The organism is Nocardia sp. NPDC024068 (assembly GCF_040638875.1).
GTDB lineage: Bacteria > Actinomycetota > Actinomycetes > Mycobacteriales > Mycobacteriaceae > Nocardia.
Genome location: NZ_JBEZYU010000001.1, coordinates 36,983 through 55,902 on the forward strand (window position 1 = coordinate 36,983; position 18,920 = coordinate 55,902).

Here is an 18,920-nt window from a genome sequence, read left to right on the forward strand (position 1 = left end):
GTCATGTCTCGCAACCTCTTCCGGTCATCCCCCGGCGGCGCCGCCGGATGCCGTGTCTCCACCCGTCCCGAATTCGCAACATAGCCATGGATTATGTTGCCGTGTTACCGTCGATAGGCCTTCGCGAGAAGGCAACCGCCCGGTATGTGACGGAGGCGTTGATGACGACCGACACCGCGGAACCGGTCCGCGCTCAATTGGTCCGCTCCCGGCCCGTCGGCGCCGATACCGGCCGGCCGAGCGTGCCCCGCGCCTACGATTACAGCCTCGGCGGCAAGGACAACTACGCGGTCGACCGGTATGCCTTCGACCGGATCCGGCGAACGGCGCCGCGCCAGGGCGATGTGCACCGCATGAACCGGCGCTGGCTCTCCCGCGCCGTCCGGCTGCTGGCCGAGAGCGCGGAGGTCGGCCAGTTCCTGGACCTCGGCGCCGGTATGCCGACTCGCGATCCCCTGCATATCGTCGCGCAGGAATGCGGGCGCAGCGAGGTGAAAGTCGTCTACGTGGACGTAGATCCACTGTGCGTCGCCCACGGCCGAGCGATGCTGGAGCGCAACGAGAACACCCGTTACCTCCCCGGTGATCTCACCGACCCCGAGGCCACCCTGGCGAACACCGGGCGCTACCTCGATATGCGCCGGCCGATCGCCGTGGTATTCGGCGCCGTTCTGCATCACCTCGACGAGAGCGACGATCCGGCCGGGGTCGTATCCCGCTACATCGATCTCCTGCCCGCCGGGTCCTTTGTGGCGATCAGCCATTACTGCGATCCCGGCCCCGCGAACCCGGAGCTGCACGCGCTGGCCCGGAATCTCGAATACGCCCACGCCGAAGCGGGTTTGGGTCCGGCCCGGTACCGCAGTCCGGAGCAGATCCGCGAGCTCTTCGGCTCGCTCGAGGTCCTGGATCCGGGACTGACCCCACTCGACGAGTGGTGGCCGCACGGGCCACCCACCCGCGCCGGATCCCCGGAGGAGCAGCTCGTCCTCGGCGGACTCGGCCGGACGCGGACACCCGAACCGGGCCGGGTCATTCCACTGCGGCGCTGAGAACACAGATCGGCCCGGACCGCACATCTCGCGATCCGGGCCGACTGCATGCGCTGCGCCCATCGGGCAGGCCGCCGGGACTCTCAGGCGGCGGGCGCGGGGGCGTTGATCCGGTTGAAGTACTCGACGGCGACGGCGATACCGGCGACGCCACCCACGGTCACCAGACCCGCCGCGGCACCCAGCGGGGCGCCGACGGCCGCGCCGGTGAGGCAGCCACCGATCCAGCCGGGAATCGCCAGGAAAGGCGTGCCGACGATCGCGCCCAGGACGCAACCGCCGCCCAGACCGATCAGCGTTCCGATCAGCGTTCCGATGCTGGTGGCGAGACCGAACTGGGTGCTGGCATTCGACACCGCGTCGTCCACGGTCTCCTGGGAGGCGACGTCGTGCAGCATCGGAGCGGGTTCGGCCGACGCCGGGTCCACACTCGGCGTCAGAGCAACCTCGTTCGCACCGGCGGGCACCACCGCGATCGGGTATTTCAAACCGTCCCGAAGATAGCTCAGCGGAAATCCAGCAACCACATTATCCAGATTGTCGCGAACTTGGAGCATGTTGTCTTCGGTGGTCAGCGATCCAGCGTCGGTACGGAGGATCACAGATTCATCAACCACCTCGGCGGTGTAGTGGATATCAGGATTCTCGACCGTCGCGGGCTGCGCGTAGGACGTACCGGCGCCGATACCCATAGCCGCAATGACCAGTGCAGATACTGCGGCCACCTTCTTGAAATTCATATCTTCAGCACTTTCATCAGTAGATGCGTCACCACCATCCGGCACGCGGGAACTCGGAGCACCCGCCAATAGACTCACCCAATATAGTTACGCCTTTGTTACCGAAACAACAGTCGGCATCCGACCAAGATCGAATATAGTTATCGACTGGCAAATTGCCTTGGCAAACCTGCCGCTAGATTGCCGGAAACAACGGCCCGATCATTTCCTGTGAGATGTATTACCGTGGCGTCCGGACGACGATGGAGGCAGCCGTGAACCAGGCCGACACCATCGATTTCAGCGCGGTCCGGTGGGGTTCGGTGGAGTGGACCAACCTGTGCACGCTCTACCTGCGGGCCTGCGACGGCCGTTCCCCACGGCCGATCCTCGGTGACACGGCCGCGGTCGACGCGGTGGACCGGATCGATTACGACTGGGCCCGGATGCGCCGCTCACTGCGGCCCGGAATCAACCAGTGGCTGGTCGCCGTACGGGCCTCCCGGTTCGACGCCTGGTCCGCCGACTTCCTGCGACGCCATCCGGATGCCTCGGTACTCCACCTCGGGTGCGGAATGGACACCCGGGCCTTCCGGCTGCACCCGCCCGGAGAGGTCCGCTGGTTCGATATCGACCGGCCCCAGGTCATCGAACTGCGGCGCAAACTCTACGACGACCGGGACAACTATCGGATGCTCGGCGCCTCGGTGACCGACAGCTCCTGGCTCGAAGAGATTCCGGCCGACCGGCCCGCGCTGATCGTCGCCGAAGGCCTGCTCATATACCTGCGTGAACCCGAGGTCCGGGCACTGCTGCAACGCCTCACCGACCGGTTCCCCGCCGGTGAAATGCTCTTCGACACCCTGGCTCCGATAGGCCCCCGCTTTTCGAAGCTTTTCACCAAGGGAATCGTCACCTGGGGAATCGCCGATGCACGGGAGCTACAGCAGTGGAACCCGCGCCTGCGCTTCCTCGAGGACGCCCCCGGGTTCGCCGGTTCCCCCCGGATCCCGGCCACACCATTGGGACTCCTGTACCGGCTCGTCTGCGCGACACCGGCGAAACGATACGACGTACTGAACCGCTTCGCGTTCTGAAGCCCGGCCCTGCCTGTAAGCCCCCCCCCAGGCGAAGAACGGGCCATATCGCAGGACTGCGCGGAAGCCTGGAGAGCGTGACTCTGCGAAGTCGACGCCGACCTAGAGAGGTAGATCGAGGATCAGCGCATCGAAGATGGGCGCATCATCCCATCCAGGGCGTAGCCAGCCGACGCGGTACCAGCCCCACTTCCGATAGCGCGCGTAGGCGCGTTCGTTGTCCGGCTCGACCAGCAGCGTGGCCCGCTGCTCTGGGCGCCCGCGTAACAGCTCGTCGTGCAAGGCGCGGGCGATGCCGCGGCCGGAGTGCCCGCTGCACACCATGATCTCCGACAGCGCGAACGTCCGGTGCCCGTCCTCCGCGGTGAACTGCGCCGCATCGGCGTCGTCGAGCTGCACGCCGTCCCAACCGGCCGCGCCGGGCCGTAGCGGCCAACCCCAGGTCTGTCCGGCCGGCGCGCCGTCGAGGTACGCCACGACGAGGTCGAACCCTGGCAGTCGATCGGGGGCGGTGTAGGCGTCGAACCTGCGCATGAACGCCTCGGGGGAATCGAACGGGTCGCCGGAGGCGATCGCTTCGATATAGGAGCGCCGATAGATGTCTTCGACGGCGGCTCGGATCTCGCGGGCCTGGGCGGCGGTGTGGTGCCGCATTTCCGGGGCGGTCATACGATTTCCTTTCGTGTGGCACCTTCCAGTGCCGCGAACCGGTCGTTGAAGTCGTCGGCTCCGGGGTGGACGGTGGCCCGGAGCGGTTCCAGCACGCGCAGGGTCCGGCCCGAGGTGACATTCTCGAGCTCGGCGAGCACGCCGGCGCCCACCTCCAGGGCCATCGAGAGGTCACCCAGTTGGGCATGGGCCACCGCCGCGTGGGCGCGATCGTTGACCGCGTTGCGGGTTCCTCTCTCCTCTGCTGCGGAAGCGTCGAGGAGTTCGATGCTTTTTCTCAGCTCACCGACCGCGCCGTAGCCGATCGCCTCGTGTCCGCGGATCTCCGCAGGTGTGACGAACCGCAGCTTCTGGGGGCATTGCTCGATCGGTTCGTAGCTGATGGCCTGCTCCATCTCTCGCCACGCGGTAGCGATTGCCCGGCCGAAACCCACCCGGTCGCCGAGCAGCCCCTGCGCCTGCGCTTCCCGCGCAGCGATGAGCGCATGGATCCGGCTCGGGGGCCGGCCGCGCATCAAGGTGCGCGCGCGGTCGATCAGCTTCAAAGCATGGTGCGGACTTCCACGGCCAGCACGGGCCAGGGCGATGGACTGATTCGCCGCGTACACACAGGTGTGGGCGATCAGGTCGTCGTCGCCGGCCTCGCTGGCCAGCGCGAGCGCATCGGCGTAGCAGCGTCGGGCCACCGGGTGTAGGTCGGAATCGTAGGCGAGCCAACCGGCGAGCACGGCGAGATGGCCTGTGGCTGCGGCGAACGTGTTGCCCGTCCGGGTGTCGTAGCTCGCGGTGTCGAGCGTGTGCTTGGCGTGGGCGAGTTGCCGGAGCGCGACTTGGACCAGGGCGCCTCCGCCGATTCTCTGGTCTTGCTCACCCAGTTCGTCGACGGCGGCCATCAGCCGCTGCGCGTCCGCCGGCCTGATTCGGTCTCCGAACGGCCAACCCACCGCGGATACGGTGACGGCGGTGGCCAGTTTTCCGAATTCTCGACGTCTCACGTCACTATCGACTTCCCACGCATACATTCCGAGCGCCATGCCCGGCTGCCTCACTACCTCCGCGCCACTGGGCACAGGACCGTTCGAGGCGATCTCTGCCTGATACCGGGCACATTGTTCACTGTCCAGGTCGCGCAGCATTGTGTCGAGCGCTTCCGCCGAACGGCCCCGTACGGGCTTGTCCCGTGTCGCCTGGTGCCATTTCTTGATGGTCGGAAGCCCGTATCCCGCGCGCTCGGCGAACTCCTCCTGGGTTTCGCGGAGCGCGGCGATACGAAGCGCCTTGACTTCCACGCTCGTCCATCTACTGACGATCATCCCAGCCCCTTGGGTCGCCTAGAGGTATCCGCTATCCGAAGCGTATTCCCTCTGTATCCCTTGCGGCACTCCAACATTGCAGACCGCTACGAAATCCTGGAATCAGCCCCGGCGCCGAGCCGATAAACCAGCCAGCTGTTGTCGCATACCGCGGCCCGACATCCCCGGCGCCGGGTGCTCGCCAAGACCTCAATGGGGAGAGGACCCGCCATGCATGAGCGACCGAGTGCGCCCGGCCGCCCACCGCGTAGTCGTGCCATCGCAGGAGCTGTCGCACTGCTGCACATCGAATTACCCAACCTGCCGCCAGCGGTGACTCCCCGCAGGGCCTTATCTACCGATTTCCCCGGACCGCCTCTTTGCGCGTCACGACAACTACAACCACAGAGGTCTCCGATGACAGAGATCCCCGCCGATATCGCCTCCGAAATTCGGCCCAGCATGTGGGCCAAAGGCTGGCCCCACGAGAAGCCGGAGCGGCCCCTCAGCGTGTCCGAGGCCCACCAGGCGATGCAAGGACACAAAGCGTGCTCGCTGGAGCACTGCCCCCGAAAGGCGGCAGCGCACGCGGCATTGGTCGCCGCGGGACAGCTGTCCCCGGACCTGGGGAGAGACCAATGACCGGCCCGGCCGGCCCGCTCCCACGCGGCTGCGATAGCTCCCCGGAAACCGGTCGACATCGACCCCACGCTGTCGATGTTCGACGACATTCCGGAGGTCGAAGTCCTCGAGGAGGTGGCCGCGGCGCTGCGGTCTCTCGACCACAACGGTGAGGCGGCATGAACTATGCATGAACCGACACCACCCACGGGGGTCCGCACCCCGGTCGGTGTGGACACCACCCGGGCCGGCATCGCCCGCGTTTTGCTCTGCGGGCTGCTCCAGCATGTCGATGACGACCTCGAACCGGCGAAGGTTATGCGGGAGTAGATCAACCGGCTTCCCGGCGGCTCGTATGTGGCGATCACCGCGTTCTGGGACCCCGCCGAGGAGGATCCCGAACTGCATGACCTTGCCCGTCGTGCAGAACAAGCCCACGTCGAAATGGGTTCGGGGTCGGGCTGGTACCGCACCCGCAGCCAGTTGCGGACCTACTTCGACGGTCTGGAACTGCTTGCACCGGGTTGGTGGGACTGGTGGCCGGCCAGCCCCGTGTGGTCGGAGCCGCCCCCCGGAGCGCGGCTCGTGCTGGGCGGCGTCGGATACAAACGGCCACCCCTGCGAGTGCTACATGCCCCAACCGAAGACGACGAATAGCCCACGCCGGCCCCGCAACTGGGGTCGGCGTGACGCTTTCCATCCCAACACCCGATCGGCTCGGAGCAGGCCACGCCGACCGGGACAAGAGACGGCCGGCGTCGGGAGGTGATCGAATCGTCAGGCCATCGGCAACAGAGAAAGGAACATCCACCATGAACCAGAAATTCGAGCGTGCACAGCAGGATCCGGCCTACCTGGCCTGGATAGAGGCCATGGACGACGAACTCGGCCGCTTCCTCGCCGAGGACGCACCCGACCTGGGCGCACTGGCCGACCCCTACACCACGGACGGGCTCGCCGCGTGCGAAGACGTGATCCGGGACCGGTTCGGCAGCGTCCACGCGATCGACGATCCGGGCAACGCGCAGCTGGTGGATCGGTTCACCCGCTTCATTGGTGAAGTGCACCGCCGGGCGACGGAGGGCTGGTGGGTCAACGCCGCTCACATGCGCGAGGGCGGCCCTGTGTGGCCGCAGATCCTGCGCCCGTTCTCTACCTGGGCGCTCGACCCGCGCGAACAGATCGCGGGCGCCTTCATCACGGACCCGCAGCAGCCGACGCAGCTGGTGTGGGTCCTCAACAACATGCTCACCGAGTACACGCGGTGGGTCGGATACGGGCGCCCGACGCCCGAGGAGTACGAGCGCCGCTACCTGGAGGAACTGGTAGCGGAATCCGATGGAAACGAGTTATAGGCGGTAACCATGGGACCGGGGGACAGACCCGATGCGCTCACACCCAGTGAGCAGGAGCGGTATCCGAAGTATGTAGAGGACAAGGTAAAGGCGGGGGAAATCCCGAGGACCCCACTGGGTTGGCGGGAAGCTTCCACGGCATGGCGGACTCGGTATGTGCAGGGCAAGACCTTTGAGAAGGGCCTGGATGTCGTCTTCGGGCTGAGCAAGTCGGGGTGGCAGCGCGAAGTGCCGCGGGTGGTCGACCCCGTGTCGGGTAAAGAGATCCGGGTCGATTTCCACAAGGGCCAGTCCACCTCGGCGGCATTGGCCAAGGAGAACGCCGAAGCGAAGTCCGGTGCACTGAACCGGGATCGTGACGTCGAACAGCTGCGCGGCTATCGGGAACTGCTGCAGCAAGGCGAGACCGTGCGGTTGTTCACCCGTGGTGAACGCGACAAGGAAATGTCGAAGGAAGCGCGCCCTGCTCACGGCGATGAAAGCTCAGTTCCCGCAGACCTTCAAGCATCGCCCGATGAATGAGCGGGTGTACCAGCGGATCATGGAGGCCGGCGCGCGGTCCCTGGAGCGTGAGCGGCGCCAAGCGGTGGAGGCCGATCTCGAACGGCTTCCGGAGCGTGACGCTCGGGCCCTGACTGTTTCCGAGATTGCACGTGAGTATTTTCGGGAGGCACCGACCGCGGGGATCGAGCAGCTGAGGTTCATGGATCGAGAGCTTCGGGAGATGGCGCGCACCCAAGCTGTTGTCGAACGGGACCTGGCGATAGAGGACCGCAAAGGGCTCGGGCTGAGATTCCATGCCGCCCAGGACTTGGAGAAGGCGCATGATGCTCAGCTGCGGCAGCGCGACGATCACCGGCAGAGCGCGGTCGATCGGATCACGTTCGTACTGACCGAGCGTGAGCGCGAGCTGATCGACCGCGGAACTGAGCAGGCGGCCCGCGAACTCCAGGCGCAGCTCGACAGCAACCGCATCAACCTCGAACAGGCTCGGGAGCAGTTCCTCGGGTTGGCCTACGCCATGGGGAGGAACCAGGAATTGGAACGCCGGACCGAACGCGACGCCGCCGCCCGCTCGCTCGAGCCGGCCGAAAAAGTCGTTGAGCAATTGCACGAAAGGGAAGCCATCCGCCTGGAGAAAGACCAGCCGGTGTCACGACAACTCGGGGCGATCGGCGCAGTCGTCGAACATGAGACCGGCCGGCGGCGGCGCGCGGAACTCGCGGACCTGGCCATCGAGGTGAACCGGGAACGGCTCATCGCGGGCGGTATGGACCCGGAGAAGGCAAGGTGGGAGACAATTGTCATCCCCGCGCCGGCGCTCGAGGACTCTGATCGTGGCAAAGATCCGCGGGCCCTCGTCCGTGAGATCGAGCAGCGAACCCGGGAGAACGCGCTGGCACGGGAGCAGGCGATGAATGCGCAGATCGCTGCTCTCGTGGAGAGAGGTGTTCCCGCTGACACGGCCCAGGGGGTGGTCACGGTGCGCCAGGCGTCCCAGGGAAAAGACCACCGGTCCGCCCAGCAACGGGAGGTCGAGCAGGCCGAGGCCCAGCTGAAGGCCCGCGGGATTGCACCGGAGATCGCTCGGGTTGCTGCCGAAGGCCGCTGGCATGAACCACCGGCAGTGCAACGCGCCAACGAGGCTGCTGACGCCCTCGTGCGTCAGCAGGAACTCGACCGCCGCTATGGGAGGGAGCGGTGACTTTCCGGTCGATGACCGGCGGGTCGATCAGCAGGCCGCCTGACATCGGTGCCAGGCTGCTCAACCGGCCGGTCCGGCACCGAGGATCGGGAGGAACCCCCAATCCATGATGCGGGCGGCATCGGCTGCCGCGGCGTCGAGATCGTGGGGTGAGCTGTTGAGGACCACGCCGATCAGCCGCTGCCCGCCCCGGGCGGCTTCGAAGAGCAGGCAGGTACCGGCGGCGTCCGTCGACCCGGTTTTGATTCCGGTGGTGCCGGCGTAATCCCGGAGCAGTCCGTTGGTGTTCTCCCAGACGTGATGATGATTCGCGGGTCCGGCGGGCTGATGATGGACCGGCGCCCTGACGATCTCCCGGAACACCGGGTTCGCCATCGCGTGGCGACCGAGCCGCACCAGTTCCGCGGGCGTGGAGTACGTGGAGTAATCATCGGGGACGGGGAGGCCGCTGGGGTCGGTGAAATGGGTGTTCGGCATCCCCAGCCGCTGCGCGGTGGCATTCATCTTGGCGACGAAAGCCTCCCGGCCGGGTCCGAAGGCGTCGGCCAGGGCGTAGGCGGCATCGCAGCCGGACGGAAGCATCATCGCGTACAACAGCTGGCGAGCGGTGAGCACTTCACCCGGAGCCAGCCCGGCGGTACTTCCGCCGTAGGCCGCCGACGAATCGATGGCGCCCCGCGAGACCGTGACCGGGCGCTCGAGATCGCCCGATTCGAGTACCACCACCGCCGTCATGACCTTGGCGATACTGGCGATGGGGAGTCGGGTATCCGGCTGCCGGGACCAGACGATCAGCCCGGTGTTGGCCTCGGCCAGCGCGGCCGCCGGCGCCCGCACTCCGTCCGGCTGGAGGGTCAGTGGGAAGGGGAGCTGAGCCGAGATGCCCGAGACCGGGGCGGCCGCGGCGGTGGGAGCGAAGACGACGGCTACTCCGGCAATGGCCGCCAGCAGCACACGGGCAAAGGTTCGCATCGCCATATTGTGTAGTCCGACCTGGTCGAACAGTGGGATTTCCGGCCGGAGGCGTCGGACGCCCGGAGGCGGTCGCCGCACCGGATCCCTGCCGTTCCGGCCCGGGCGACGATGAGTTTCACTGCCAGATCCGGTCCCTATGGGCAGACGCGACCACCCGGTACCCGAGGAGACATCATGACGGCCACCTACACCTTCGACGTGTTTTCCAGTCTCGACGGCTTCGGCGCCGCCGGCGGTGACTGGACCGGTTACTGGGGTAAGCAGGGCCCCGAACTGCTGGACCACCGCTTCGCCCTGTACGAAGGCGAGCAGCGGATGGTTTTCGGGGCCACGACGTATCGGGCGTTCGCGCAGATGCTGGCCGAGAGCACCGCGGATTCCGAGGTGCGCGACCCGTGGGTCACCCGGATGCGGAATCTGCCGGCGACAGTGGTGTCGACCACCCTGTCCGGCCCCCTCGACTGGCCGGACGCGACCGTGGCGAAGGGCGACGCCGTCGATATCGTCGCGCGGCTCAAAAGGGAGTCCGATGTGCCGTTGCGCTCGCACGGCAGCCTGTCGATGAACCGGGCGCTGATGGCCGCCGGCCTGGTCGACCGGGTCCAGGTGACGCTGTTCCCGGTGATCACCGGCCGTACCGGTCTCGAGCCCATTTTCGGGGGCGCGGCCGATTTCGACCTCGAACTACTCGAGCACCGGACATTGGACGGCAATATCCAAGAGCTCGTCTACCGGCCGGCCCTGCACAGCTGAGTCCGCCGCCGGCCCCTCAGCGTCGTACGGGTTCGTCGATCAGTTCGGACGGAGCCTCCCCCGAGGCGGACGCGGCCACCGCGGCCAGCTCTTCGCCGACCGATTCGCGGTCACTGTCCCCGGCCGCCTTCTCCGGCCGGCCGCTGTCGGTGAAGAGCGAGAAGATCGCACCCAGTACGCAGCAGATCAACGCGAAGGTGAAGGCGGCGGTGAGACCGTCGGAGAACGGATCACTGATCAGATGCGGGAAGAACTCCAGCCCGGTCAGGTGATCGATACTGGATTGCGAAAGTCCCTGCAGCGCGTCGCCGCCGACCTGCTGGATCGGGTTGTAGCCGAGGAACGCCGCGAACAGAATGGCGACCGTGGGCAGCTGAGACATGGTCTGGGCTGAGCCCTCCGCCATCCCGCCCGTGGTCAGGCCGTCGAACATCGCCGACGGAAGATGCGCGCTCAGCCCGGCGATCATCAGCGAGAAGAACAGGCCGATCGAAAGCACCTGCGCGGCGTTCTGGAAGGTCGTCATCATGCCCGCACCCGATCCGCGGGAGGTGATCGGCAGCGAGTTCATCACCAGCGCGCGGTTCGGTGAGGAGAACAGGCCCATACCGATACCGTTGACCAGCAGGATGAGCGCGAATACCCAGTAGTCGAAGTCGACCGGCAGGGCGATCAGGGCGGCGAAGGTCGCCGCGGTGATGAACAATCCGCTGGTCGTGAACCTCTTGGCGCCGAGCCTGTCCGACAGCGCCCCCGAGAGTGGGGCGCTCAGCAGGAAGCCGACCGTCATGGGCAGCATGTAGATTCCCGCCCACAGCGGGGTCCGGGAGTAGTCGTAGCCGTGCTGCGGCAGCCAGATGCCCTGTAACCAGATGATCAGGATGAACTGCAGGCCACCGCGGCCGATCGACCCCATCAGGTTGGCCGCGTTGCCGAACGCGAACGAGCGGTTCCGGAACAACGACAACTCGAACAGTGGACTCTCGACCTTTGTTTCGATGTAGACGAAAGCACCCAATACGGCCAGACCACCGATCATCGCGGTCAGCACCCAGGGGTTGGACCAGCCCATATCGGAGCTGCCGTAGGGCTGGATGCCATAGGTGATGCCGACCAGGATCGCGACGAGGCCGACAGCGAACGTCACATTGCCCCACCAGTCCATCTTCGCCCGCTTGCGAACCCCGGTATCACGGAGTTTCAGGTAGGCCCACACGGTGCCGACCACCCCGAACGGCACGGATACCAGGAAGATGTAGTGCCACTGGATCGGTGCCAGGACACCGCCCACGAGCAGGCCCAGGAACGAGCCGGCGATGGCCGCGACACCGTTGATCCCCATGGCGAGTCCGCGCTGGTGGGAGGGAAACGCGTCGGTGAGAATGGCGGAGCTGTTGGCCATGAGGAAGGCGCCGCCCACACCCTGCACGACCCGCCAGGCGATCAGCCATATCGCCGCTTCGGCGCCGTCGAACCAGGTTATCGCCAGGAAAACGGAAGAAACGGTGAAGATCGCGAAGCCCATGTTGTACATCCGGGCGCGGCCGAACATATCTCCCAGACGACCGAAACTGACCACCAGCACGGCGGTGACGACCAGGAATCCCATCATCATCCACAGCAGATAGCTGGTGTTCCCGGACTCCAGCGGGTTGAGGCCGATGCCCTTGAAGATATCGGGCAGTGCGATCAGCACGATGGACGAGTTGATCGTGGCGATGAGCATGCCGAGAGTGGTGTTGGACAGCGCGATCCACTTGTAATGCGGTCCGAGATCCGCCGAATCCGCGGGGTGTTCTCCGGTCGTGAGCGTGGTCATGAATAGTTCCTCTGAACAGGTGGTCCGGGCAGAAGCCACAGCGCGAGACGCGGCGGTGCGTCGCGCCGGGCTAGGTCATCCCGAGTGCGTCGGCCAGGAGCGTGACGCCCCGGCCGACCGTCACGCGATCGTCCGGGTCCAGGCCGTCGAGGGCCTCGGCGAGCAGTTGCGCGCGCCTGGTCCGCGAATCGGCGATCAGGCCGGTCCCGGCCGGTGTCGGATTCAGCAGGCGAGCGCGGCCGTCGGCGGGGTCGGGGGTTCGCTCGACGAACCCGCGGTCCTCGAGGGCCGCGACGATCCGCGACATCGTCGGCGCGGAGACCGATTCCCGCTCGGCCAGCGTGGACAGCCGGATCGGGGCGTGGCTGATGATGGTCCACAGCGCCGAGGCGAGCCCCGCGCTGAGATTCCGGCTCTGACCACGGGTGCGCAGCGTCCGGTTTATCCGGGTGAGTAGGTGATACAGGTTCGCGACCTCGGCGGGAGTCCCGGGCTCATCGGCTGCGGATATGCCCTCCATCGCGCCCAGCTTTCCCGTGTTCCGTCGTCGGTGGTCAACATCTACACCGGTAGATTAGTTGCTTCCGCTAAGTAACCTTAGCGCACCGAATGGCGCCGCGCAGCTCGGGGTGGCGCTGTCCGCAGTCCCGGATCGGATCACCGAAGCCCGCGGCGAGAGTCGAGGGCAGCGACCAACCGTCGTACCGCAATCGCGGCCGGATCGCCGCTTCTCATTCGGATGATTGCCGCCGCAGGCGATCCCGTGGATTTCGGAATCCCGTCCGGGGAAGTCAGGCCGGAGCGAGGAAGAGCTGGTCCAGGTCCTCCTGGGTCAGCGACTCGCGGTCGGCTTCGCCGTCCTCGTCGAGGCATTCCCGCAACCCGGTGGCGATGATTTCGAATCCGGCCCGGTCGGCTTCCGGAGCGGTCGGCGAGCCACGGTCGAAATACCCGCGCGAAATCACGGAAAGCGCGGCGCGGGAATCTAGACTCGGGCGGAAGCAAGTGTGTTGCGCGTGGGATTTCAGATCTATTCGACATCTCCGCGGTCCGGATCCGGATCGGACCGCCACATTCGAAAGCTGGTCACCCGTGTTGGATACCGTGTGGGAATTACTGTGGTACACCCTGGTCGTATTCGCGTTCATCGCGTATCTGATCGTGCTTTTCCATGTCATCGCGGATCTGTTCCGCGACCGGAGCATGTCCGGAATAACCAAAATCCTGTGGATCATCTTTTTGATCGTGGTGCCCTACGTCGCCGCTTTCATCTACGTCATCGTGCGGGGACGCGGAATGGCGGAACGCCAACTGGCCGCACACGCCGCCGCCCAGCGGGCGACCGACGACTACATCCGGCAGGTGGCCGGGAAGTCCTCCGCCGATCAGATCGCCGATGCGAAAGCCCTGCTCGACGCGGGCACCATCGACCGGACCGAATTCGAGGCCCTCAAGGCGAAAGCGCTGGGCTGAGAACAGGGCGAAGACCCCGGGCCGAAAGCATCCGGCACCGAGTGGCCGACGGGCCGGATGCACCGCCCGGGCGGGTTCAGAAACCCCCGCCGTCGAACCCGCCGCCGTCGAACCCACCCCAGTCGCCGCCCGAATCGCCCTGGCCTCCGGGGTCGAAGCCGGATCCACCGTCACCGCCCGACAGGCCGTCCTGATAGCCCTCGCCGTACCCCGTTTCGAAACCCTGCGCGCCGTAGCCGACACCGGCCATACCCGAGAACAGCGAGGTGAACAGCAACACCGAACCCACACCCCAGGCGCCGCTGACCAGTGCCGGTTTCCACCAGGGTTCGGAGTACCAGCCCGCGGGCACGGGGCGGCCGGCGACCCGCCCGCCGGGATAGTAGTTCGGTGTCGCCGGGGAGGGCCCCGGGGCGGCGGTGATCCGCCGGTTCTCGAAATCGACCACGCGTTCTTCGCTCACCGCGCCGGCGGTCTCCCGCCCGTCGAGTTCCGGGACGGGCGGTCCGGGGTCCATACCCATCGCGGTGCGGGCGGCGCGGATGTAATAGAGACCCTCGACCGCGGTCTGCCCGGCCAGCGCGGCCTGACGGGCGCTGCGGGCCAGATCGAGCTGGGAACCGGCGGCCGTATACCGCTCCGCCGCGTCGGCGAGCGCCTGTCGCGAGGCATCGTCGGTGCCGGTCAAGTTGTAGATCTGGCCGCCCAGGCGTTCGTTGGTCCGGCGGGCGTCCGCCAGCGCGTCGGCGAGTTCGACCGCGGCACGCTCCCTGTTCTTACGGGACCGCCACACCACGTAGGCCGCGGCGAGGACGACGATCACGGCGATCAGTAGCCACTCCATATTTCGCACTCCTTCGGTCCGCGGAGCACAGTGCGACCAGCCTACTCGGCGGCGACGGCCCGGTCCGGGCGGGAAGTCTCCCGCCCCGAGGGCGGCAAGGAGGGCCGTACTCCGGCAGCCGCGGCCGAGGCCTCAGACTGGCCGGTGATGAAACTGCCCGAACTTCCCGACCTGCCGATCCGTCCCGTTCTCGGCCATGTTGCCGCGACCCTGGCCGAACACGGAACCGCTGTGCTGGTCGCACCGCCGGGGACCGGAAAGACGACCCTGGTGCCGCTGGCGCTGGCGGCCGCTGTCCCGGGCCGGGTGCTGGTGGCCGAGCCCCGCCGGCTGGCGGCCCGGGCCGCCGCCGCCCGGATGGCCGCGCTGCTGGGCGAGGCGGTGGGCGGAACCGTCGGCTACTCGGTCCGCGGGGATCGGCGGGTAGGTCCGCAGACCCGGATCGAGGTCGTAACGTCGGGATTGCTGGTACGACGGCTCCAGGACGACCCCGAACTGGCGGGGACCGAGGTGGTCCTGCTCGACGAATGTCACGAGCGGCATCTCGACGCGGACCTGCTGCTGGCGTTGCTGCTCGACGCCCGGGCCGGAATCCGGCCGGATCTGCGGGTGCTGGCCACCTCGGCGACCGTGGCGGCGGACCGGCTGTCGGCACTGCTGGGAGGCGGTCACCCGGCGCCGGTGATACAGGTCCGGGCGCGCACCCATCCGGTGGCGACGACCTATCTCCCGCCGCTGCCGAGGGAGCGGATCGAGGCGCAGGTCGCTCGGGCCACCCGCGCCGCCCTCGCCGGTACCGACGGCGACATACTCGTCTTCCTCCCCGGCGCGGCCGAAATCCGGCGGACGGCGGCGGCGCTCGCCGAGCTGGACGGCGTGGATCTGGTCCCGCTGCACGGCAGGCTCTCCGCGGCGCGGCAGAACACGGCCCTGGAACCCGGCCCCCGGCGGCGAGTGGTGCTGTCCACCGCCGTGGCGGAATCGAGCCTGACGGTGCCGGGGGTGCGGGCGGTGGTGGATTCCGGCCTGGCCCGGGTGCCGCATATCGACCGTGCCCGGGGGTTGTCCGGGCTCGCGACGGTCCGGGTCTCGGCGGCCGTGGCCGAGCAGCGGGCCGGGCGGGCCGGGCGTGAGGCTCCGGGCCGGGTGTGGCGGTGCTGGCCGGAGTACGAGCACAGCACGCTGCCCGCCTATCCGGAGCCGGAGATCCGGACCGCGGACCTGACCCGGCTGGCAGTGGAACTGGCGTGCTGGGGCACCCCTGATGGACACGGCCTCGCCTGGTGGGACGCCCCGCCGCCCGGTGGCCTGGCGGCAGGCCGGGAGGTACTGCGCACGCTGGGCGCCGTGACCGCGGACGGCGCGGTGACCGATCGCGGGCGGCGCATCGCCCGGATCGGGCTGCATCCCCGGCTGGCGCGCGCCTTGCTGGACGGGGCGGCCGTGGTCGGCGCACGGGCGGCCGCGGAAGTGGTCACCGTCCTCGACGACGACACCCATTTCTCCGGTATCGATCTCACGGCCGGCCTGCGGGCGCTGCGGCGCGAGCAGCCGGCTCGCTGGCGGCGCGAGGTCGAGCGGCTGGCCGGGTCGGCCCGGGGATCCGACGGCGGCGACGATCCGGCTTTCGTTGTCGCACTGGCCCATCCGGAGCGGCTGGCCCGCCGTCGCGGTCCGGGTTCGGCCAGCTATCTCATGGCCGGCGGCACGGCGGTCACCCTGCCTCCCGGTTCCGGAACCGGTGATCCGGAGTGGCTGGCAGTCGGCGTCGCGACCCGCGACCCGGGCCGCGCCGAGGGATACATCCGGCTGGCCGCGGCCGCCGACGAACAGTTGGCCCGCCGGGCCGCGGCGAACCTGCTGACCACCGCCGACGAAATCGAGTGGATCGACGGCGAGGTGGTCGCCCGGCGAATCGAGCGGCTGGGTGCGATCACCCTGTCGGAGAAACCGATTCCCGAACCCGATCGCCGGTTGCTCGCCGCGGCGGTGCGCCGGGGGCTCGACTCGACCGGCCTCGGGCTGCTGTCGTGGGATTCCGGGGCGATCGCCTTACGCCGGCGCCTCGGCTTCCTGCACCGGACGCTCGGCGCACCCTGGCCCGCGGTGGACGACGAGTCACTGCTCGCCACCGCCGACACCTGGCTCGGCCCCGAACTCGCCACTGCCCGCCGCCGCGCCGATCTCGGACGCATCGACACCGGCCAGGCATTGCTCCGGCTGCTGCCCTGGCCGGATGCCGCCCGGTTGGACGAACTGGCACCCGAGCGGCTGGAGGTCCCGTCCGGGAGCCGGGCCCGCCTCGACTACGCCGCCGATCCGCCCGTGCTCGCGGTCAAGGTGCAGGAAATCTTCGGCTGGACGGATACCCCGCGGCTGGCCGACGGCCGCGTCCCGGTCGTACTGCACCTGCTCTCGCCCGCGCAGCGCCCGGTGGCGGTCACGTCGGATCTCACATCCTTCTGGCAGACCGGCTGGCCCCGGGTCCGCGCCGACCTGCGCGGCCGCTACCCCAAACACGCCTGGCCGGAGGATCCCACCACCGTGCCCGCCCACCGCGGCACCGCTCGCAACGCCGCCCGCGAACGGCGCGGACCCCGGCCGTGACGTCATATCCGTGAACCGGCCGACCTGCCGAGCCCATCGGGATAATTGCGGAGTCGTTGCCGGATCGCGCAGACTCGATACCGGGCGACGTCCGGCCCAGCTCGCACCGGGAGGTCAGGGTGACGATGTATCGCACGCTCACGCTCGTCGCAGCCGCGTTGCTCGCCGTGGTGGGCTGCGATGACGATACCGGCCCCCGGACCGACGGTGCACCGTCATCGGCGGCCCCCGGCCCGCCACCGGAGTTCTGGTCCGCTCCCGCGGACACCCCGGAGCAGCAGGCGGCCGTCGCCCAGGCGACCCGCGAGGTCGACATCTGCGCACTGCTCCCCCGCGATACTCTCGATGACCTGGATCTCGGCGATATCCGCAGTGTGACGGTCGGACTCAATTCGTGCCGGGCCGTGCTGGGCGACGAGGGGGCGAGCGACACCACCACCCTGACCTGGCAGGCGACTCTGCTGCCCGGACTCACCCCGAGCCGTGGCATCAGCAAACAGCTGGGTGATGTGAACGTGCTGCTGGTTCCCGGCCGTGAGGGCGATCCGCGCGCCTGCGGCGCGACCGCCCGGTTCCCGGCGGGCGCCGCGTTCTACCTCGGACTCTCGGTCCCGAATCGCGATTCCTGCGCGGTCGCCGACGGTTTGCTGCCCGGGATGATCGACCGCTGGCGGCAGTCGCCCCCACAGGGCACATCACCCGATACCGTCGATACGGTGCTGCTCGGCGCCGACCCGTGCGCGGTCCGCGCGAAACTGACCGGTACCGCCGATACCGATGAGCGCCGGCTGAACCAGTGCCTGTTCCGGTACCGGGACGAGACCGTCACGGTGGTCTACGAGTACCGCGTTCCCGATCAGGTTCCGGCGCGCAGCACCGAGGAGAATATCGACGGCCGCACCGTGCACCGCTCTACTTCGCTCTACGACAGCAGTATCCCGATCTACTCCACCATCGTCGGACCCGAATTACCTCCCGGCAGTACCGCTTTCACCGCTCGCGTCCCGGTTGCCGAGGTCACCTCGGCCACCGACGACGTCGCCCGGCAGGTGATGTCGCAGGTGCTGACGCTCTTCCCGCAGTGAGCGTGTCCGGCGGCGTGGTCAGTAACGCTCGTTCAAGTACGCGAGCATCTCATCGTGCAGCAGGCCGTTCGAGGCGGCCGCGTTCCCGCTGAGAGGGCCCGGGTTACCGTCGAGACCGGTGAACGCGCCACCGGCCTCCGTGACGATCACGGCGTTGGCGGCCATATCACCCGGAGAGACCGCCGGGTCGGCGCAGAGGTCGACCACACCCTCGGCCACCATCATGTAGGGCCAGAAATCGCCGTACCCACGCGTGCGCCACACCGCACGGGACAGCGCCAGGAAACCGTTCAGGCGTCCCTGTTCCTCCCAGCCGATGAGGGTCGAGTAGGCCAGAGAAGCGTCGGGTAGCTTCGAGACCCCTGATACGCGCAGACGGGAGGCCGAGGACAGACTTCGGCCGGTGAAGGCGCCGTGACCCGTCGCGGCCCACCAGCGACGGCCGAGCGCGGGAGCGGAGACGATGCCGAGGACCGGCCGGTAACCATCCTCCGATGCCTCCAGCAGGGAGAGCTGTGTGGCCCACACCGGCACCCCGCGCGCAAAGTTCTCGAGCCCGTCGATCGCGTCGACCACCCAGCAGCGCGGCCCGGTGCCCTCCAGTCCCTCGCCCTCACTGAGAGCCGCATCGCGGGGACGAGCGCGCTGGAGCTGACCACGGATGACCTTCTCCACCCCGGTCTCGGCCTCCCGCAGCAGCGCCATATCCGGTCTCGTGTCGACCACGGGTCCGAGGGCCTTGAAGCGGTCCATACTCGCCGCGTCGGCGGTATCGGCGATGACATGCGCGAAGCGGAGGTCGTCCAGGTGGTCCTGCATGCAACGAAACTATCCTCAGCACAACGGCAGTGCCA

19 protein-coding genes are annotated in these 18,920 nt (G+C 68.0%); 10 read left to right on the forward strand and 9 right to left on the reverse strand.

Features of this window, described 5'->3' with window-relative positions:
- The first annotated feature begins 161 nt into the window (after positions 1-161).
- Positions 162-1,052, forward strand: coding sequence for an SAM-dependent methyltransferase (locus AB0F41_RS00200; protein WP_357420370.1), 891 nt, complete (start codon positions 162-164; stop codon positions 1,050-1,052).
- Positions 1,053-1,135: 83 nt separating this feature from the next.
- On the opposite strand, the gene AB0F41_RS00205 is transcribed toward AB0F41_RS00200, so the two are convergent.
- Positions 1,136-1,870, reverse strand: a complete 735-nt coding sequence (locus AB0F41_RS00205) for a hypothetical protein (RefSeq protein ID WP_357420371.1) — start codon at positions 1,868-1,870, stop codon at positions 1,136-1,138.
- Between the two features lie 164 nt (positions 1,871-2,034).
- Between AB0F41_RS00205 and AB0F41_RS00210 the strand changes: the two genes are divergently transcribed.
- Positions 2,035-2,868 (forward strand): class I SAM-dependent methyltransferase, encoded by an 834-nt coding sequence (locus tag AB0F41_RS00210; protein ID WP_357420372.1) that lies wholly within the window; start codon positions 2,035-2,037, stop codon positions 2,866-2,868.
- Positions 2,869-2,970: 102 nt separating this feature from the next.
- Here AB0F41_RS00210 and AB0F41_RS00215 read toward each other — a convergent pair whose 3' ends face one another.
- Together AB0F41_RS00215 and AB0F41_RS00220 are read right to left on the reverse strand one after the other, a co-directional pair.
- Positions 2,971-3,537 (reverse strand): GNAT family N-acetyltransferase, encoded by a 567-nt coding sequence (locus AB0F41_RS00215; RefSeq protein WP_357420373.1) that lies wholly within the window; start codon positions 3,535-3,537, stop codon positions 2,971-2,973.
- Positions 3,534-4,850 (reverse strand): hypothetical protein, encoded by a 1,317-nt coding sequence (locus AB0F41_RS00220; protein WP_357420375.1) that lies wholly within the window; start codon positions 4,848-4,850, stop codon positions 3,534-3,536. Before AB0F41_RS00220 ends, AB0F41_RS00215 begins: the two co-directional genes overlap by 4 nt.
- Positions 4,851-5,636: 786 nt before the next feature.
- On the opposite strand from AB0F41_RS00220, the gene AB0F41_RS00225 reads away from it, so the two are divergent.
- The 4 genes from AB0F41_RS00225 (at position 5,637) to AB0F41_RS00240 (ending at position 8,510) form a co-directional block, all read left to right on the forward strand.
- Positions 5,637-5,780 carry a hypothetical protein gene (locus AB0F41_RS00225; RefSeq protein WP_357420376.1) on the forward strand — a complete coding sequence of 48 codons (144 nt, stop codon included), beginning with the start codon at positions 5,637-5,639 and terminating at the stop codon, positions 5,778-5,780.
- A gap of 482 nt (positions 5,781-6,262) precedes the next feature.
- A complete protein-coding gene (locus AB0F41_RS00230) occupies positions 6,263-6,805 on the forward strand; it encodes a hypothetical protein (protein WP_357420378.1) in 543 nt (180 codons plus the stop codon).
- Between the two features lie 156 nt (positions 6,806-6,961).
- On the forward strand, positions 6,962-7,327 hold the full coding sequence (locus AB0F41_RS00235) for a hypothetical protein (RefSeq protein ID WP_357420380.1): 366 nt from the start codon (positions 6,962-6,964) through the stop codon (positions 7,325-7,327).
- The gene (locus AB0F41_RS00240) at positions 7,320-8,510 is read left to right on the forward strand and encodes a hypothetical protein (protein WP_357420382.1); all 1,191 of its coding nucleotides are present in this window, start codon (positions 7,320-7,322) and stop codon (positions 8,508-8,510) included. Before AB0F41_RS00235 ends, AB0F41_RS00240 begins: the two co-directional genes overlap by 8 nt.
- Positions 8,511-8,570: 60 nt before the next feature.
- Here AB0F41_RS00240 and AB0F41_RS00245 read toward each other — a convergent pair whose 3' ends face one another.
- A complete protein-coding gene (locus tag AB0F41_RS00245; protein WP_357420384.1) occupies positions 8,571-9,482 on the reverse strand; it encodes a serine hydrolase in 912 nt (303 codons plus the stop codon).
- Between the two features lie 177 nt (positions 9,483-9,659).
- Here AB0F41_RS00245 and AB0F41_RS00250 point away from each other — a divergent pair, with 177 nt between their 5' ends.
- Positions 9,660-10,238 carry a dihydrofolate reductase family protein gene (locus AB0F41_RS00250; protein ID WP_357420386.1) on the forward strand — a complete coding sequence of 193 codons (579 nt, stop codon included), beginning with the start codon at positions 9,660-9,662 and terminating at the stop codon, positions 10,236-10,238.
- Between the two features lie 16 nt (positions 10,239-10,254).
- Here the strand turns inward: AB0F41_RS00250 and AB0F41_RS00255 are convergent, their stop codons facing one another.
- From AB0F41_RS00255 to AB0F41_RS00265, 3 genes are all read right to left on the reverse strand, one after another.
- Positions 10,255-12,057, reverse strand: a complete 1,803-nt coding sequence (locus tag AB0F41_RS00255; protein WP_357420388.1) for an MFS transporter — start codon at positions 12,055-12,057, stop codon at positions 10,255-10,257.
- A 70-nt stretch (positions 12,058-12,127) separates the two neighbouring features.
- Positions 12,128-12,577 (reverse strand): MarR family transcriptional regulator, encoded by a 450-nt coding sequence (locus tag AB0F41_RS00260; RefSeq protein ID WP_357420390.1) that lies wholly within the window; start codon positions 12,575-12,577, stop codon positions 12,128-12,130.
- Between the two features lie 271 nt (positions 12,578-12,848).
- Complete coding sequence (locus tag AB0F41_RS00265; protein WP_357420391.1) at positions 12,849-13,022, reverse strand: hypothetical protein; 174 nt, start codon at positions 13,020-13,022, stop codon at positions 12,849-12,851.
- A gap of 127 nt (positions 13,023-13,149) precedes the next feature.
- Here AB0F41_RS00265 and AB0F41_RS00270 point away from each other — a divergent pair, with 127 nt between their 5' ends.
- Positions 13,150-13,530 (forward strand): SHOCT domain-containing protein, encoded by a 381-nt coding sequence (locus AB0F41_RS00270; protein WP_357420393.1) that lies wholly within the window; start codon positions 13,150-13,152, stop codon positions 13,528-13,530.
- Between the two features lie 76 nt (positions 13,531-13,606).
- Here the strand turns inward: AB0F41_RS00270 and AB0F41_RS00275 are convergent, their stop codons facing one another.
- Positions 13,607-14,374 carry a DUF1542 domain-containing protein gene (locus AB0F41_RS00275; RefSeq protein WP_357420395.1) on the reverse strand — a complete coding sequence of 256 codons (768 nt, stop codon included), beginning with the start codon at positions 14,372-14,374 and terminating at the stop codon, positions 13,607-13,609.
- 147 nt (positions 14,375-14,521) lie between these two features.
- Between AB0F41_RS00275 and hrpB the strand changes: the two genes are divergently transcribed.
- Positions 14,522-16,981, forward strand: a complete 2,460-nt coding sequence (hrpB, locus tag AB0F41_RS00280; protein ID WP_357420397.1) for an ATP-dependent helicase HrpB — start codon at positions 14,522-14,524, stop codon at positions 16,979-16,981.
- A gap of 125 nt (positions 16,982-17,106) precedes the next feature.
- Positions 17,107-18,066 carry a peptidase gene (locus tag AB0F41_RS00285; RefSeq protein ID WP_357420967.1) on the forward strand — a complete coding sequence of 320 codons (960 nt, stop codon included), beginning with the start codon at positions 17,107-17,109 and terminating at the stop codon, positions 18,064-18,066.
- Between the two features lie 18 nt (positions 18,067-18,084).
- Here AB0F41_RS00285 and AB0F41_RS00290 read toward each other — a convergent pair whose 3' ends face one another.
- Entirely contained in the window at positions 18,085-18,885 is an 801-nt protein-coding gene (locus AB0F41_RS00290; protein WP_357420398.1) for an inositol monophosphatase family protein, read from the reverse strand.
- Between the last annotated feature and the right edge of the window lie 35 nt (positions 18,886-18,920).

Excerpts from the sequence above, each read along its gene's own strand:
- AB0F41_RS00200 (WP_357420370.1), top strand. The coding sequence starts at position 162 with ATGACGACCGACACCGCGGAACCGGTCCGCGCTCAATTGGTCCGCTCC.
- AB0F41_RS00210 (WP_357420372.1), top strand. The coding sequence starts at position 2,035 with ATGGAGGCAGCCGTGAACCAGGCCGACACCATCGATTTCAGCGCGGTC.
- AB0F41_RS00215 (WP_357420373.1), bottom strand. The coding sequence starts at position 3,537 with ATGACCGCCCCGGAAATGCGGCACCACACCGCCGCCCAGGCCCGCGAG.
- AB0F41_RS00220 (WP_357420375.1), bottom strand. The coding sequence starts at position 4,850 with ATGATCGTCAGTAGATGGACGAGCGTGGAAGTCAAGGCGCTTCGTATC.
- AB0F41_RS00225 (WP_357420376.1), top strand. The coding sequence starts at position 5,637 with ATGCATGAACCGACACCACCCACGGGGGTCCGCACCCCGGTCGGTGTG.
- AB0F41_RS00230 (WP_357420378.1), top strand. The coding sequence starts at position 6,263 with ATGAACCAGAAATTCGAGCGTGCACAGCAGGATCCGGCCTACCTGGCC.
- AB0F41_RS00240 (WP_357420382.1), top strand. The coding sequence starts at position 7,320 with ATGAATGAGCGGGTGTACCAGCGGATCATGGAGGCCGGCGCGCGGTCC.
- AB0F41_RS00245 (WP_357420384.1), bottom strand. The coding sequence starts at position 9,482 with ATGCGAACCTTTGCCCGTGTGCTGCTGGCGGCCATTGCCGGAGTAGCC.
- AB0F41_RS00250 (WP_357420386.1), top strand. The coding sequence starts at position 9,660 with ATGACGGCCACCTACACCTTCGACGTGTTTTCCAGTCTCGACGGCTTC.
- AB0F41_RS00255 (WP_357420388.1), bottom strand. The coding sequence starts at position 12,057 with ATGACCACGCTCACGACCGGAGAACACCCCGCGGATTCGGCGGATCTC.
- AB0F41_RS00260 (WP_357420390.1), bottom strand. The coding sequence starts at position 12,577 with ATGGAGGGCATATCCGCAGCCGATGAGCCCGGGACTCCCGCCGAGGTC.
- AB0F41_RS00275 (WP_357420395.1), bottom strand. The coding sequence starts at position 14,374 with ATGGAGTGGCTACTGATCGCCGTGATCGTCGTCCTCGCCGCGGCCTAC.
- hrpB (WP_357420397.1), top strand. The coding sequence starts at position 14,522 with ATGAAACTGCCCGAACTTCCCGACCTGCCGATCCGTCCCGTTCTCGGC.
- AB0F41_RS00285 (WP_357420967.1), top strand. The coding sequence starts at position 17,107 with ATGTATCGCACGCTCACGCTCGTCGCAGCCGCGTTGCTCGCCGTGGTG.
- AB0F41_RS00290 (WP_357420398.1), bottom strand. The coding sequence starts at position 18,885 with ATGCAGGACCACCTGGACGACCTCCGCTTCGCGCATGTCATCGCCGAT.